General features: G+C 67.8%; 12 protein-coding genes and 1 tRNA gene. 2 read left to right on the top strand and 11 right to left on the bottom strand.

Annotation, left to right across the window (positions count from 1 at the left end):
- Positions 1–45: 45 nt before the first annotated feature.
- From rpoB to ACFYZ8_RS42135, 10 genes are all read right to left on the bottom strand, one after another.
- Positions 46–3531, bottom strand: coding sequence for a DNA-directed RNA polymerase subunit beta (gene rpoB, locus ACFYZ8_RS42180; protein WP_359031382.1), 3486 nt, complete (start codon positions 3529–3531; stop codon positions 46–48).
- A 559-nt stretch (positions 3532–4090) separates the two neighbouring features.
- The gene (rplL, locus tag ACFYZ8_RS42175; RefSeq protein WP_359031383.1) at positions 4091–4474 is read right to left on the bottom strand and encodes a 50S ribosomal protein L7/L12; all 384 of its coding nucleotides are present in this window, start codon (positions 4472–4474) and stop codon (positions 4091–4093) included.
- A 124-nt stretch (positions 4475–4598) separates the two neighbouring features.
- Positions 4599–5129: a 50S ribosomal protein L10 gene (gene rplJ, locus ACFYZ8_RS42170; protein WP_356588025.1), complete on the bottom strand. Its 531-nt coding sequence runs from the start codon at positions 5127–5129 to the stop codon at positions 4599–4601.
- A 287-nt stretch (positions 5130–5416) separates the two neighbouring features.
- Complete coding sequence (locus ACFYZ8_RS42165; protein WP_359031384.1) at positions 5417–6268, bottom strand: LppX_LprAFG lipoprotein; 852 nt, start codon at positions 6266–6268, stop codon at positions 5417–5419.
- A 90-nt stretch (positions 6269–6358) separates the two neighbouring features.
- The gene (locus tag ACFYZ8_RS42160) at positions 6359–7201 is read right to left on the bottom strand and encodes a hypothetical protein (protein ID WP_388541803.1); all 843 of its coding nucleotides are present in this window, start codon (positions 7199–7201) and stop codon (positions 6359–6361) included.
- Positions 7202–7314: 113 nt separating this feature from the next.
- Positions 7315–8040 (bottom strand): 50S ribosomal protein L1, encoded by a 726-nt coding sequence (rplA, locus tag ACFYZ8_RS42155; protein WP_007384045.1) that lies wholly within the window; start codon positions 8038–8040, stop codon positions 7315–7317.
- A gap of 82 nt (positions 8041–8122) precedes the next feature.
- Positions 8123–8557, bottom strand: coding sequence for a 50S ribosomal protein L11 (gene rplK, locus ACFYZ8_RS42150; protein WP_359031386.1), 435 nt, complete (start codon positions 8555–8557; stop codon positions 8123–8125).
- A 165-nt stretch (positions 8558–8722) separates the two neighbouring features.
- Entirely contained in the window at positions 8723–9583 is an 861-nt protein-coding gene (nusG, locus tag ACFYZ8_RS42145; protein WP_359031387.1) for a transcription termination/antitermination protein NusG, read from the bottom strand.
- 80 nt (positions 9584–9663) lie between these two features.
- Positions 9664–9951, bottom strand: coding sequence for a preprotein translocase subunit SecE (gene secE / locus ACFYZ8_RS42140; protein ID WP_123991094.1), 288 nt, complete (start codon positions 9949–9951; stop codon positions 9664–9666).
- A 108-nt stretch (positions 9952–10059) separates the two neighbouring features.
- Positions 10060–10132, bottom strand: a tRNA-Trp gene (locus tag ACFYZ8_RS42135).
- 248 nt (positions 10133–10380) lie between these two features.
- On the opposite strand from ACFYZ8_RS42135, the gene ACFYZ8_RS42130 reads away from it, so the two are divergent.
- Positions 10381–11607: a pyridoxal phosphate-dependent aminotransferase gene (locus ACFYZ8_RS42130; protein ID WP_388541799.1), complete on the top strand. Its 1227-nt coding sequence runs from the start codon at positions 10381–10383 to the stop codon at positions 11605–11607.
- 119 nt (positions 11608–11726) lie between these two features.
- On the top strand, positions 11727–12767 hold the full coding sequence (locus ACFYZ8_RS42125; RefSeq protein ID WP_388541796.1) for an adenosine deaminase: 1041 nt from the start codon (positions 11727–11729) through the stop codon (positions 12765–12767).
- 6 nt (positions 12768–12773) lie between these two features.
- Here ACFYZ8_RS42125 and ACFYZ8_RS42120 read toward each other — a convergent pair whose 3' ends face one another.
- Positions 12774–13829 (bottom strand): UDP-N-acetylmuramate dehydrogenase, encoded by a 1056-nt coding sequence (locus ACFYZ8_RS42120; RefSeq protein WP_359031390.1) that lies wholly within the window; start codon positions 13827–13829, stop codon positions 12774–12776.
- Positions 13830–14287 lie beyond the last annotated feature (458 nt).

The following is a 14287-nucleotide window of genomic DNA, read 5'->3' as shown; positions in this document are numbered from 1 at the left end:
GGGCCGGCCGGAGGTTCCTCACCAGGTCCTCCGGCCGGACTCCCGTCAGACCTCTTCGACGCTGCTCGGCTCGCGCCGGGACAGGTCGATGCCGAGCTCTTCCGCCGCGCGGAAGACGTCCTCGTCGGTGTCGCGCATCTCGATGGACATGCCGTCCGAGGACAGCACCTCCACGTTGAGGCACAGGGACTGCATCTCCTTGATGAGCACCTTGAAGGACTCGGGGATGCCGGGCTCGGGAATGTTCTCGCCCTTGACGATGGCCTCGTAGACCTTCACGCGGCCGGTGACGTCGTCGGACTTGATGGTCAGCAGCTCCTGGAGGGCGTAGGCGGCGCCGTATGCCTCCAGCGCCCACACCTCCATCTCACCGAAGCGCTGGCCACCGAACTGGGCCTTACCACCCAGCGGCTGCTGGGTGATCATCGAGTACGGACCGGTCGAGCGGGCGTGCAGCTTGTCGTCGACCAGGTGGTGCAGCTTGAGGATGTACATGTACCCGATCGAGATCGGGTCCGGGAACGGCTCACCGGAGCGGCCGTCGAACAGCCTCGCCTTACCGGTCGGCTGCACCATGCGCTCGCCGTCCCGGTTCGGGATGGTGTGCTGGAGCAGACCGGCCAGCTCGTCCTCGCGGGCACCGTCGAAGACCGGGGTCGCGACGTTGGTGCCGGGGGCGACGGAGTCGGCGCCGATCACCTGGAGGCGCTGCGCCCAGTCCTCGGCGAGACCGGAGACGTCCCAGCCGCGGCTGGCGAGCCAGCCGAGGTGGATCTCCAGGACCTGTCCCGGGTTCATTCGGGACGGCACACCCAGCGGGTTGAGGATGATGTCGACCGGGGTCCCGTCCTCGAGGAACGGCATGTCCTCGATGGGCAGGATCTTGGAGATGACACCCTTGTTGCCGTGCCGGCCGGCGAGCTTGTCACCGTCGGTGATCTTGCGCTTCTGCGCCACGTACACGCGCACCAGCTGGTTCACACCGGGGGGAAGCTCGTCGCCCTCCTCGCGGTCGAAGACGCGGACGCCGATGACCTTGCCGATCTCGCCGTGCGGGACCTTCAGCGAGGTGTCACGGACCTCACGGGCCTTCTCACCGAAGATCGCGCGGAGCAGGCGCTCCTCCGGCGTCAGCTCGGTCTCACCCTTGGGCGTGACCTTGCCGACGAGGATGTCGCCGGCGACGACCTCGGCACCGATGCGGATGATGCCGCGCTCGTCGAGGTCGGCGAGGACCTCCTCGGAGACGTTCGGGATGTCCCGGGTGATCTCCTCGGGGCCGAGCTTGGTGTCACGGGCGTCGACCTCGTGCTCCTCGATGTGGATCGAGGAGAGGACGTCGTCCTGCACGAGGCGCTGCGACAGGATGATCGCGTCCTCGTAGTTGTGACCCTCCCACGGCATGAACGCCACGAGCAGGTTCTTGCCCAGCGCCATCTCGCCGTTCTCGGTGGCCGGACCGTCGGCCAGGACCTGGCCCTCGATGATCCGGTCGCCCTCGTTGACGATGACCTTCTGGTTGACCGAGGTGCCCTGGTTGGAGCGGGCGAACTTGGCCAGGCGGTACGTGATGTACGTGCCGTCGTCGTTGGCGGTTGTGATGTAGTCCGCGGAGACCTCCTGGACCACACCGGCCTTCTCGGCCTTGACCACGTCGCCGGCGTCGACCGCGGAGCGGTACTCCATGCCGGTGCCGACGAGCGGCGCCTCGGACTTGATGAGGGGCACGGCCTGACGCATCATGTTCGCGCCCATGAGGGCACGGTTGGCGTCGTCGTGCTCGAGGAACGGGATCATGGCGGTCGCGACCGACACCATCTGGCGCGGCGAGACGTCCATGTAGTCGACGTCGTCACCGGGGACGTAGTCGACCTCGCCGCCACGACGGCGGACCAGGACGCGGTTCTCGGTGAAGCGCAGGTCGTCGTCGAGCGTGGCGTTGGCCTGCGCGATGACGAACCGGTCCTCTTCGTCGGCCGTGAGGTAGTCGACCTCGTCGGTGACGACACCGTCGGTGACCCGGCGGTACGGCGTCTCCACGAAACCGAACGCGTTGACGCGGCCGTAGGAGGCGAGCGAACCGATCAGACCGATGTTCGGGCCTTCAGGGGTCTCGATCGGGCACATGCGGCCGTAGTGGGACGGGTGCACGTCACGGACCTCGAAGCCGGCCCGCTCACGGGAGAGACCACCCGGGCCAAGAGCCGACAGACGGCGCTTGTGGGTGAGACCCGACAGCGGGTTGTTCTGGTCCATGAACTGCGACAGCTGGCTGGTGCCGAAGAACTCCTTGATGGAGGCGACGACCGGCCGGATGTTGATCAGGGTCTGCGGCGTGATCGCCTCGACGTCCTGGGTCGTCATGCGCTCACGGACGACGCGCTCCATACGAGCCAGACCCGTGCGGACCTGGTTCTGGATGAGCTCGCCGACGCTGCGCAGACGACGGTTGCCGAAGTGGTCGATGTCGTCGGTCTCGACGACGATGTTCGTGCCGCTGTCGCCGACCGTCTCGGTCTCGCCCGCGTGCAGCTTCACCAGGTACTTGATCGTCGAGATGATGTCCTCGACGGTCAGGATGCCCGCGTCGAGCGGAGCCTCCGCACCCAGCTTCTTGTTGACCTTGTAGCGGCCGACCTTGGCGAGGTCGTAGCGCTTCGGGTTGAAGTACAGGTTCTCAAGAAGCGTCTGCGCGGCCTCACGCGTGGGGGGCTCGCCCGGACGCAGCTTGCGGTAGATGTCGAGCAGCGCGTCGTCCTGGCCCTGGGTGTGGTCCTTCTCCAGGGTGGCGCGCATCGACTCGTACTCGCCGAACTCCTCGAGGATCTGCTCGGTGGTCCAGCCGAGAGCCTTCAGGAGCACGGTGACGGACTGCTTGCGCTTGCGGTCGATGCGGACACCGACCATGTCGCGCTTGTCGATCTCCATCTCCAGCCAGGCACCCCGGGACGGGATGATCTTGGCGGAGAAGATGTCCTTGTCGGACGTCTTGTCGATGGAGGAGTCGAAGTAGACACCCGGCGAGCGGACCAGCTGCGACACCACGACACGCTCGGTGCCGTTGATGACGAAGGTGCCCTTGTGGGTCATGAGCGGGAAGTCGCCCATGAAGACCGTCTGGGACTTGATCTCGCCGGTCTCGTTGTTGGTGAACTCGGCCGTCACGAAGAGCGGGGCCGCGTACGTGAAGTCGCGGTCCTTGCACTCGTCGATGCTGTTCTTCGGCGGCTCGAAACGGTGGTCACGGAACGTCAGCGACATCGACCCGGAGAAGTCCTCGATCGGGGAGATCTCCTCGAAGATCTCCTCCAGACCGGACTTGGTGGGGACGTCCTGACCTGACTCCAGAGCCTCCTCGACCCGACTCTGCCAAGCGGTGTTCCCGAGCAGCCAGTCAAAGCTCTCGGTCTGCAGCGCGAGCAGGTTGGGAACCTCGAGAGGCTCCTTGATCTTTGCAAAAGAGATGCGCAGCGGGGCGGTGCTGGCGGCGTTGTTCGTATTCGCGGTCGAGGCAGTGCGCGAGGCGGCCAAGAGGGGGTCCTTCCGAGGGCTCGGACTCACTACGCGCTCCCCGGGCCCTCCTCCGCGGCACAGAGGACAGGTTTCTCCGATTTGGCCAAAAGGCCAGGTCGAAGATGGTCCGGTCGTCGATGCTGAGGCGAGGGCAGACCCCTGGTGACGGGCAGGGGACAGCTAACAGGCAGCGCAAAGGGTCAGTGTAGCCACTTGGCGCACTGATGTCCAGTCCCGCTTTTCTGCCCAGTCTTCAAAAACTCTCGCTGCCCTCAACGCCCTCGGCATGGTGCCCTCAACGCACGTTGATACTGCCCTCTTCGTCGCCGATCCATGCCTCGGATTCGGACCGTTCTGGCGACGCGTCCTGAGAATTGCGCGCTGCGTGCGGTTCGTCAAGGCCCCCCTGCCCGAACCTGGGGTTCCGGGAGACACGACGAAGATCACCATACCCCTCGCCCTCGAGGCCGCAAGGCAACCGTGACCGCGCCTCCAGGAACGCCGAAGAGCGACCACCCGGATGGATGATCGCTCTTCGGTGCTTGCGCGTTACAGGTCCAGTAGGACCTGTGAGGTGTTACTTGACCTCGACCGAGGCGCCGGCGCCCTTGAGGGACTCGGCGGCCTTCTCGGCGGCCTCCTTGGCGACCTTCTCGAGAACGGGCTTCGGGGCGCCGTCCACGAGGTCCTTGGCCTCCTTCAGACCCAGGGAGGTCAGCTCACGCACGACCTTGATGACCTGGATCTTCTTGTCGCCGGCACCCGTGAGGATGACGTCGAACTCGTCCTGCTCCTCAGCGGCCTCGGCCGGGGCGCCGGGGGCGGCGGGGCCGGCAACGGCGACGGCCGCGGCGGCGGTGACGTCGAACTTCTCCTCGAAGGCCTTCACGAACTCGGAGAGCTCGATGAGGGTCATCTCCTCGAACTGCGCGAGCAGGTCTTCCTGGCTGAGCTTCGCCATGAGGGCGATCCTTCCACTAATTCGGCTGGTGCCGGATGTACATGTCTGGCGGGCGTACGTTCGGCCCGCTACGACCGCTTCCTGGGGCGGGCTGCCTCAGGCGGCGGTCATGATGCGAGCCGAGTTACTCGGCACCGCCCTGTTCGCCCTGCTTGGCACGGAGCGCGTCCACGGTGCGGACGAGCTTCGACGGGAGCGCCTGGAAGACCTGAGCAGCCTGAGTCTGCTTGCCCTTGAAGGCACCCGCCAGCTTGGCGAGCAGAACCTCGCGGGACTCGAGGTCCGCAAGCTTCTTGATCTCGTCGGCGGACAGCGCCTTGCCGTCAAGGACACCGCCCTTGATGACGAGGTTCGGGTTGTCCTTGGCGAAGTCACGAAGACCCTTCGCCGACGTCACCGGGTCACCGGTGATGAAGGCAACCGCCGTCGGACCGTTGAACAGGTCGTCGAGCGTCGAGATCCCGGCCTCGTTGGCCGCGATCTTGGTCAGCGTGTTCTTCACCACGGCGTACTGGGCGTCTTCACCGAGCGAACGACGCAGCGTCTTGAGCTGCGCCACGGTGAGACCCCGGTACTCGGTCAGCACGGCGGCGTTCGAGCTGCGGAACTGCTCCGTCAGCTCGGCCACCGCGGCAGCCTTGTCGGGCCTTGCCATAGAGCGTCGGCCTCCTTCCGGGTGATGAGGACCGCTCAGAAGGGGCTGCACAAAACGAAACGCCCCGGCGCAGGCGCACGGGGCGTGGCTCGACCGGAATCACATACTCAATGCACGTGATCCTGGGAGCAACTTCCACAGTCACCTGCGCGGGTCGTCCGCAGTTTTCAGCGGATCCTTCGGCCACCGCCCCCTCTTGCGAGGACACGGCAACGACCAGCGGTCTTTGGCTTCTGTAGGAGCGTACGTGACCGGATCCCTGTCAAGCAAATCCGGTCCTACGACGCTCAGCTGCTCTGGAGTTCCTTCATCATCTCGGCCAGGTCCGCGGTCTCCGCGGCGGGCGGCGCCGTGACGGTGACCGGCTTGTTGTAGTCGAGGAAGGTGAAGGTCATGTCGAACGTGCCCTTGTCGGCGTCGCCCAGCATGCGGAACTGCTTGGCGTGGTTCTCGCCGTCGACCCACATGTCCATCGTGAACTTGTCCAGGCCCAGCTTCTCCAGCTGCTCGGTGCTCTTCTCACGCTGCTCACGGACCGCCTTGTCGGCGTCCTTGAAGGTGGCCTTGAGCTCGGCCAGCGTGACGTCGCCCGAGTAGTGGGTCGTCTTGACCCCGTCGACGGTCTCGGTGCCGACCTTCTTCACGTTCTTGGCGCCGTTGAGGAAGGAGGACATGGAGGCCGGGTTCTGGTCGGCCTGGCCGGCGCCGGGCGCGGTGGCACCGAGGCCACCGTCCTTGCCGAGCGAGGACAGGTCGAACTTCATCCACTTCTTGCCGTCCATCTCCTTGGCCATGTCGGCGTTGCCGCCGATGTACATGGCCTTGTCGACGAGCCGGATCTCGGCGGAGCCCTGGCCGTCCGCGGTCATCTTCATGCTCATCGCGATGTCGGGCTTGGTGCGCATGGAGGCCTCGGCATTGACCTGCCCCTGGCCGGGCATCTCGCCCTTCATGCGGTAGTGGAAGGAGGTGATGTCCTCCGTGTTCTTCGCCGCCTTGGCGACCGCCGCGGCGGGCGTCATCTCCGGCGACTCCTCGCCCCCCTTGGAACAGCTCACCGCACCCGCGGCGAGGGCCACTGCGGCGAGACCGGCGCCGAGGGCCCGGCGGTGCGTGGAACGTCGTACAGAGGTAGCCATTGATTCCCCCCAAGGAACACATGGTCGATTCACAGCAAGACAGCGAGCCTATCCGAGAGGGGCCGGAGCGGTCCGTGAATTCCCTGCGCCTCAGGAGGGGTTGGTGCCCGACTGTGACAGGAGGGTCTTGAAGTCCGCGGTGTCGGCGGCGGGCGGCTTCCGTACGGCGACCTTGACGCCGTAGTCGCTGTAGTGGGCGGTCTGGGTCACCCTGCCGTTCGTCGTGCTGGTCTTCTCGACCTTCTTGACCAGGAGGTTCTTCTGATCGATCCAGATGTCGAGGCTCTCGGCGGTGACGCCGGCGTCCTGGAGGCGCTGCCGTAGCCCGGTGTCGGTGACGTCCCCGACCTCGACGGTGCCGGAGTAGTGCGTGGTGGCCCGGCCGTCCACGGTCTCCCGGCCGAGCGCGCGCACGTCCGCGGAGTCCAGCAGCAGCCGCACCGACTGGCCGGGAGTGGTGGAGCGCATCTGGTCGGCGAGGTCGGCGCCGCCGCCGAGGCTCTTCAGGTCGTCGTAGGCGTACCTGAGCCAGTGCTTGCCGCCCGTCTTCGCGGCGAAGGTGTCGCCCATGCGCGCGTAGTAGGCGTCGGAGAGGTAGCGGGCCTCCATGGAGGTGACGCCGAGCCCGCGCATCGTCTCGGCCGCGGTGCCGCCGGTGTAGTCGATGGTGAGGGCGCCGGAGAGGCCGTCGTGCCAGGCGAGGACGCCGTCGGCGGTGAGGGAGAGCTGGGTGCCCATCACGGTGCTGGATCTCACCCGGGCCGTCTCGGCCCGCTCGGTGGAGCGCTCCGCGGTGCGCAGGGCCGGGAGGGGGGCGGGAGCCGAGGCCGTGCGCCTGTCCTGCTCCGGCCTGCCGGAGGAGTCGGAGGACGTACAGGCGGCGAGTCCCGCCAGTGCGGCGGCCGTCGTGAGCCAGACCGTCGTCCTCTTCATGCGTCCCCCTGGTGCAAGTGCCCTGCTCGCACGCTAACCCAGAGCAGCGGGCCCGCACATGGGAACGGGCCCCGCACCTCGGAAGGTGCGGGGCCCGTGAACCTGCCGGTGTCTCAGACCGCGGCCGGGTCCTCCTCGACGAGGAGGTTGCGGGTGCGGTTGGAGTCCAGCGGAATGCCGGGGCCCATCGTGGTGCTGATGGCGGCCTTCTTGATGTAGCGACCCTTGGCGGCGGACGGCTTCAGACGGAGGATCTCCTCCAGCGCCGCGCCGTAGTTCTCCACCAGCTTGGTGTCGTCGAACGACGTCTTGCCGATGATGAAGTGCAGGTTCGAGTGCTTGTCGACGCGGAACTCGATCTTGCCGCCCTTGATGTCGTTGACAGCCTTGGTGACATCGGGGGTGACGGTGCCGGTCTTGGGGTTCGGCATGAGACCACGGGGACCGAGCACGCGGCCGAGGCGGCCGACCTTGCCCATGAGGTCCGGGGTGGCGACGACGGCGTCGAAGTCCAGACGGCCCTTCGACACCTCGTCGATGAGCTCGTCGGCGCCGACGATGTCGGCGCCCGCGGCACGAGCGGCCTCGGCACGGTCACCGGTCGCGAAGACCAGGACCCGGGCGGTCTTACCGGTGCCGTGCGGGAGGTTCACGGTGCCACGGACCATCTGGTCGGCCTTGCGCGGGTCTACACCCAGACGGAAGGCGACCTCGACGGTGCCGTCGAACTTCGACGTGGAGGTCTCCTTGGCGAGACGGACGGCCTCGAGCGGGGCGTACAGCTTCTCCCGGTCGATCTTCTCGTCCGCAGCGCGAAGGGCCTTGCTGCGCTTGCTCACAACTGCTCCTGTGTGTTTTAAGGAGTCGTGGTACGGGCCGAGCAGGCCCTGCCACTTCTGCTTGGTGTACGGGGGGTGGGGCTCAGCCCTCGACCGTGACGCCCATGGAACGCGCGGTACCGGCGATGATCTTCGCGGCGGCGTCCAGGTCGTTGGCGTTGAGGTCGGGCATCTTGGTGGTGGCGATCTCGCGGACCTGCGCCTGGGTGATCTTGGCGACCTTGGTCTTGTGCGGCTCGCCGGAGCCCTTCTCGATGCCCGCGGCCTTGAGGATCATCTTCGCGGCCGGCGGCGTCTTGGTGATGAAGGTGAAGGAGCGGTCCTCGTAGACCGTGATCTCCACCGGGATCACCCAGCCACGCTGCGACTCGGTCGCGGCGTTGTACGCCTTGCAGAACTCCATGATGTTGACGCCGTGCTGACCCAGCGCGGGGCCGACCGGCGGAGCCGGGTTGGCGGCACCGGCCTGGATCTGGAGCTTGATGAGCCCCGTGACCTTCTTCTTCTTGGGAGGCATAGCTCTCCGGGTCCTTTCGATTCGGGTCCTGCCTGTGAACGGGGACCACCCGAACGCAGGCATACCGCACAACGATAGCGGGTATAGATGCGCGGCCAAAAACCGAGCAGGTCAGGCAAGCTGGGAACAGCCCGCCTGACCTGCCCGGAAGCCTTCTGTGAAGAACTAGTTCTTCTGGATCTGGTCGAAGCTCAGCTCGACCGGCGTCTCACGACCGAAGATCTCCACCAGACCCTTGACCTTCTTGGAGTCGGCGTTGATCTCGTTGATCGTGGCCTGGAGGGTGGCGAAGGGACCGTCGGTGACGGTGACCGAGTCGCCGACCTCGAAGTCCAGGACCTGGACCTCGACCTTGCGGGCCGGAGCCGGCTTGCCCTCGGCCTCGGCGGCCTCGCGGGCGGCCTTCTCCTCGGCCTCCGGGGCGAGCATCTTGACGATCTCGTCCAGGGTCAGCGGGTACGGGTCGTAGGCGTTGCCCACGAAGCCGGTCACGCCGGGGGTGTTGCGGACGACGCCCCAGGACTCGTTCGTCAGGTCCATGCGGACGAGAACGTAGCCGGGGAGCTTGTTCTGGCGGATCGTCTTGCGGTCGCCGTTCTTGATCTGGACGACCTCTTCCTGCGGCACCTCGGCCTGGAAGATGTAGTCCTCGACGTTCAGCGAGACGGCGCGCTGCTCGAGGTTGGTCTTCACGCGGTTCTCGTAACCGGCGTAGGTGTGGATGACGTACCACTCGCCGGGAAGGGTCCGCAGCTCCTCGCGCAGGGCGGCGACGGGGTCGACCGGCTCGGCCGGCTCCTCCTCGGCTTCCGCCTCTTCCTCGTCCTCGACGGCCTCGACGTCGCCGCCGGACTCGTCCTCGGACTCGTCCTCGGTGTGGAGCGCGGCTTCCTCGGCGGGCTCGCCCGCCTCGGCGTCGGCAGCCTCGACCTCGTCCAGGTCCTCGTCCGCGCCCTCGACGATGTCGAGCTCGTCGTCGACAGACTCGTCGGGCTCGATGGCGTCGTTCAGGTTCTGGTCAGACACGGTGGCTGCTTCTTCCTGGATACATGGGGTGGAACATGCGAAAAGGGGCGCCGGTAACCTCGGCGCCCTTCGCTCTGTGCTCAGCCGAATACGTACTTGGCGGCGTGGTTGAGTCCATAGTCAATCACGGTCACCAGACCGATCATGACGAGCACGAAGACGATCACCACGGTCGTGTACGTCGTCAGCTGGTTCCGCGACGGCCAGACGACCTTGCGGAGTTCGGCGACGATCTGCCGGTAGAAGGTCGCAAGACGCTTCAGCGGGCCCTTCTTGGCACGCTTGCCGCCCTTGCGGGCCTTCTTCTTGGACTCCGGCACTTCGTCCTGGGCGCCAGGCGTGTCGATGGAGCCCACGGCATCCGCCATTCGTCCTCACCTGTTCCCGGGTCGTGGCCGTGCCGCGCCCGGTTGGAGCCGCACGGCGGTGCATTGCTGTACGTACATGCGCACACATCCTGGCGAAGGTGTGTGTAGCAGGGCCGGAGGGACTTGAACCCCCAACCGCCGGTTTTGGAGACCGGTGCTCTACCAATTGAGCTACGACCCTTTGTGTGTCCCCCAACGTACCGCATCCGACCGGGTGCTCGGTGTGCACCTGGACGCGCGGCTGCTGAAGGCCAACGAGGTGAGAGTGTACGTGGTCCGCGGCCCCTCGTCGAACAGAAAGCGCCCGCTGGGGGCTTGGGGGCGGAAGATCGCCCAGCGTGCGGCACGAAACCGGACGGTTGTTCAGCCCTTGTTCAGTCTGTGAAACCCGTGTGCCGGGGAAGTTTCCGGTCTGGAACGATGGGCCCCATGAGCGCTGCAACCCCTCCCACCGAGCGCCGGGTCTCCGCCCGAGTCGGCGCGATCTCCGAGTCCGCCACCCTCGCCGTGGACGCCAAGGCCAAGGCCCTCAAGGCCGCGGGGCGGCCGGTGATCGGCTTCGGCGCCGGTGAACCGGACTTCCCGACCCCGGACTACATCGTCCAGGCCGCCATCGAGGCCTGCTCGAACCCGAAGTACCACCGCTACACGCCGGCCGGCGGCCTCCCCGAGCTGAAGGCCGCGATCGCCGCGAAGACGCTGCGCGACTCCGGCTACGAGGTCGACCCGTCCCAGATTCTGGTGACCAACGGCGGCAAGCAGGCGATCTACGAGGCCTTCGCCGCGATCCTCGACCCGGGCGACGAGGTCATCGTCCCGGCGCCGTACTGGACGACGTACCCGGAGTCGATCCGGCTGGCCGGCGGTGTCCCGGTGGAGGTGGTCGCCGACGAGACGACCGGCTACCGGGTCTCCGTCGAGCAGCTGGAGGCGGCCCGCACCGAGAAGACCAAGGTCGTCCTCTTCGTCTCCCCCTCCAACCCGACCGGCGCCGTCTACAGCAAGGCCGACGCCGAGGCCATCGGCCGCTGGGCCGTCGAGCACGGCCTGTGGGTGCTCACCGACGAGATCTACGAGCACCTCGTCTACGGCGACGCGAAGTTCACCTCGCTGCCCGCGCTCCTGCCCGAGCTGCGCGACAAGTGCATCGTGGTCAACGGTGTCGCGAAGACGTACGCCATGACGGGCTGGCGGGTGGGCTGGATCATCGGCCCGAAGGACGTCGTCAAGGCCGCGACCAACCTCCAGTCGCACGCCACGTCCAACGTGTCGAACGTCGCCCAGGCCGCCGCCCTCGCCGCGGTCTCCGGCAACCTCGACGCGGTCGCGGAGATGCGCACGGCCTTCGACCGGCGCCGCAAGACGATCGTCCGCATGCTCAACGAGATCGACGGCGTGCTCTGCCCGGAGCCCGAGGGCGCCTTCTACGCCTACCCGTCGGTCAAGGCCCTGCTCGGCAAGGAGATCCGCGGCAAGCGCCCGCAGGACACCGTCGAGCTGGCCGCGCTGATCCTGGAGGAGGCCGAGGTCGCGGTCGTCCCGGGCGAGGCCTTCGGCACGCCGGGCTACCTGCGGCTGTCGTACGCGCTCGGTGACGAGGATCTCGTCGAGGGTGTCAGCCGGATCCAGAAGCTGCTGGCGGAGGCGCGCGACTGAGGTCGCCGCCGAAGGGACCAGGTACTCACGTGAGTACCTGGTCCCTTTTTTTGTGCGAGCAAGACCACTAAAGGGGAAAGTGGTACCGGGACGCCCGTGACGTACGGCAGGATCCTGGGATGGAGCGTGTACGTGATGTCTCTGAGCTGCCGAAAGCCCATCTGCACCTGCACTTCACCGGCTCGATGCGCCCGGGGACGGTTCTGGAGCTGGCCGACAAGTACGGCGTACGGCTGCCCGAGGCGCTGACCGAAGCACTGACCAGTGGGGAACCGCCGAAGCTGCGGGCGACGGACGAGCGGGGCTGGTTCCGTTTCCAGCGGCTGTACGACGCGGCCCGCTCATGTCTGCGCGAGCCCGACGACATCCGGCGGCTGGTGCGGGAGGCCGCCGAGGAGGATGTGCGCGACGGCTCGGGGTGGCTGGAGATCCAGGTCGACCCGACGTCGTACGCCCCCCGGCTCGGCGGGCTGATCCCGGCGCTGGAGATCATCCTGGACGCGGTGGAGACGACCTCGCGCGAGACAGGGCTCGGGATGCGGGTGCTGGTGGCCGCGAACCGGATGAAGCATCCGCTGGACGCGCGCACCCTGGCCCGGCTGGCGGTGCGGTACGCGGACAAGGGCGTGGTCGGGTTCGGGCTCTCGAACGACGAACGCCGGGGCATGGCGCGGGACTTCGACCGGGCCTTCAACATCGCGCGCGAGGGCGGCCTGCTGTCGGCGCCGCACGGCGGCGAGCTGGCGGGACCGTCGTCGGTACGGGACTGTCTCGACGACCTGGACGCCAACCGCATCGGGCACGGGGTGCGCGCGGCGGACGACCCGCGGCTGCTGAAGCGGCTGGCCGACCGGCAGGTGACGTGCGAGGTGTGCCCGGCGTCGAACGTGGCGCTCGGGGTGTACGAGAAGCCGGAGGACGTGCCGCTGCGGAAGCTGTTCGAGGCGGGGGTGCCGATGGCGCTGGGCGCGGACGACCCGCTGCTGTTCGGGTCCCGGCTGGCCGCGCAGTACGAGATCGCCCGGCGGTACCACGGCTTCACGGACGCGGAGCTGGCGGAGCTGGCCCGCCAGTCGGTACGGGCCTCGGCGGCCCCGGAGGACATGAAGACCAAGCTGCTGTCTGGGGTGGACGACTGGCTCAGCGGGCCGGTGTCCTGACGTCGGCTACAGGCTCACGCCCACCGTCACGGGTTCGTTGACCAGCGTGATGCCGAAGGTGTCCCGTACGCCTGCCACGACCTCTCGGGCCAGGGCCAGGAGGTCCTCCGTGGTGGCGTCGCCCCGGTTGGTGAGGGCCAGGGTGTGCTTGGTGGAGATGCGGGCGGGGCCGGTGCCGTAGCCCTTGGTGAAGCCGGCCTTGTCGATGAGCCAGGCCGCGGAGGTCTTGGTGCGGCCGTCGCCCGCGGGGTAGGCGGGGGGTTCGGCGTCCTCGCCCAGGTGGTGCTTCACGCGCGCGTGGAACTCGGCGAACTGGGTGGCCGTGAGGATGGGGTTGGTGAAGAAGGAGCCTGCCGACCAGGTGTCGTGGTCGTCGGGGTCCAGGACCATGCCCTTCCCCGCGCGCAGCTTCAGGACGGTCGCGCGGGCGTCGGCGAGGGGGACGCGGTCGCCGGGGTCCACGCCCAGGGTGCGGGCGGTCTCGGCGTACTTGACCGGCGCGGAGAGGCCGTCGGCGTCCTCCAGGTCGAAGTGGACGCGCAGGACGACGTAGCGGGTGGGGTCTTCCTTGAACCGGCTGTGGCGGTAGGAGAAGGCGCAGTCGTCGTTGGTGAGGGTGACGGTTTCGCCGGCGCGGCGGTCGTAGGCGATGACCTCGGTGATGGTGGAGGACACCTCCTGGCCGTAGGCGCCGACGTTCTGGATGGGGGTCGCGCCCGCGGAGCCGGGGATGCCGGCGAGGCACTCGACACCGGCGAGTCCGGCGTCGACGGTGCGGGCGACGGCGTCCGTCCATACTTCGCCGGCGGCGAGCGTGAGGTGGGTGCCGGTGAGTTCGTAGCCCTTGGTGGCGATGACGAGTGCGGTGCCGTCGAAGCCCTTGTCCCCGATGACGAGGTTGGACCCGCCGCCGATGACCAGCAGCGGCGTGCCGGTGGCGTCGGCCTCGCGGACGACCTCGATCACCTCGGCGTCGGTCGTCGCGGTGACGAGCCGGGTGGCGGGGCCGCCGAGGCGGAAGGTGGTCAGGGGGGCGAGGGGGGCGTCTTGTCGTACCTGCACGCGGTACAGGGTACGGGGGCCTCCGGCGGTTGGGCGGTTGTGTGTGCGGGTTGGTGGGGGCGGGCGTTTTTGCGCAGTTCCCCGCGCCCCTGAATGCCTGCGGCGGCCTGTTTCGGTTCGGTGGGGGCGTGTGTAGCGCGTGCGGTGGGTTGTGGGTCGGGGCCGGGGTGGGGGGTATCCGTCCTCGGTCCGGCGGCTCGGTCTCTTGAGTAGTGCTCGGTAACGGACGCCGGCCGCTGCGGGCGGACACCCCCCACCCCGTCCCCTTCCCGCCGTACGCGGCCAACGGCCCACGGTCCATTCCGACGCAGGGTGACCGCAACCCCCCCAGGGGCGCGGGGAACTGCGCGCCCAGCCCCCACCGGCCCGCACCCACCCGACAACCGCACCCGGCACCCCCATAGGCGCCCCGCCCAAGCCCAGCGCAGCGGCCCCGCGGGGAACTGCGCGACCAGCCC

The organism is Streptomyces sp. NPDC001668 (assembly GCF_042893155.1).
Taxonomy (GTDB): domain Bacteria; phylum Actinomycetota; class Actinomycetes; order Streptomycetales; family Streptomycetaceae; genus Streptomyces.
Note: the sequence above shows the minus strand (reverse complement) of the source record. Positions and strands in the feature narration are given on the sequence as shown.

Excerpts from the sequence above, each read along its gene's own strand:
- secE (WP_123991094.1), bottom strand. The coding sequence starts at position 9,951 with ATGGCGGATGCCGTGGGCTCCATCGACACGCCTGGCGCCCAGGACGAA.
- ACFYZ8_RS42130 (WP_388541799.1), top strand. The coding sequence starts at position 10,381 with ATGAGCGCTGCAACCCCTCCCACCGAGCGCCGGGTCTCCGCCCGAGTC.
- rplL (WP_359031383.1), bottom strand. The coding sequence starts at position 4,474 with ATGGCGAAGCTCAGCCAGGAAGACCTGCTCGCGCAGTTCGAGGAGATG.
- ACFYZ8_RS42165 (WP_359031384.1), bottom strand. The coding sequence starts at position 6,268 with ATGGCTACCTCTGTACGACGTTCCACGCACCGCCGGGCCCTCGGCGCC.
- ACFYZ8_RS42125 (WP_388541796.1), top strand. The coding sequence starts at position 11,727 with ATGGAGCGTGTACGTGATGTCTCTGAGCTGCCGAAAGCCCATCTGCAC.
- rplK (WP_359031386.1), bottom strand. The coding sequence starts at position 8,557 with ATGCCTCCCAAGAAGAAGAAGGTCACGGGGCTCATCAAGCTCCAGATC.
- ACFYZ8_RS42160 (WP_388541803.1), bottom strand. The coding sequence starts at position 7,201 with ATGAAGAGGACGACGGTCTGGCTCACGACGGCCGCCGCACTGGCGGGA.
- rplJ (WP_356588025.1), bottom strand. The coding sequence starts at position 5,129 with ATGGCAAGGCCCGACAAGGCTGCCGCGGTGGCCGAGCTGACGGAGCAG.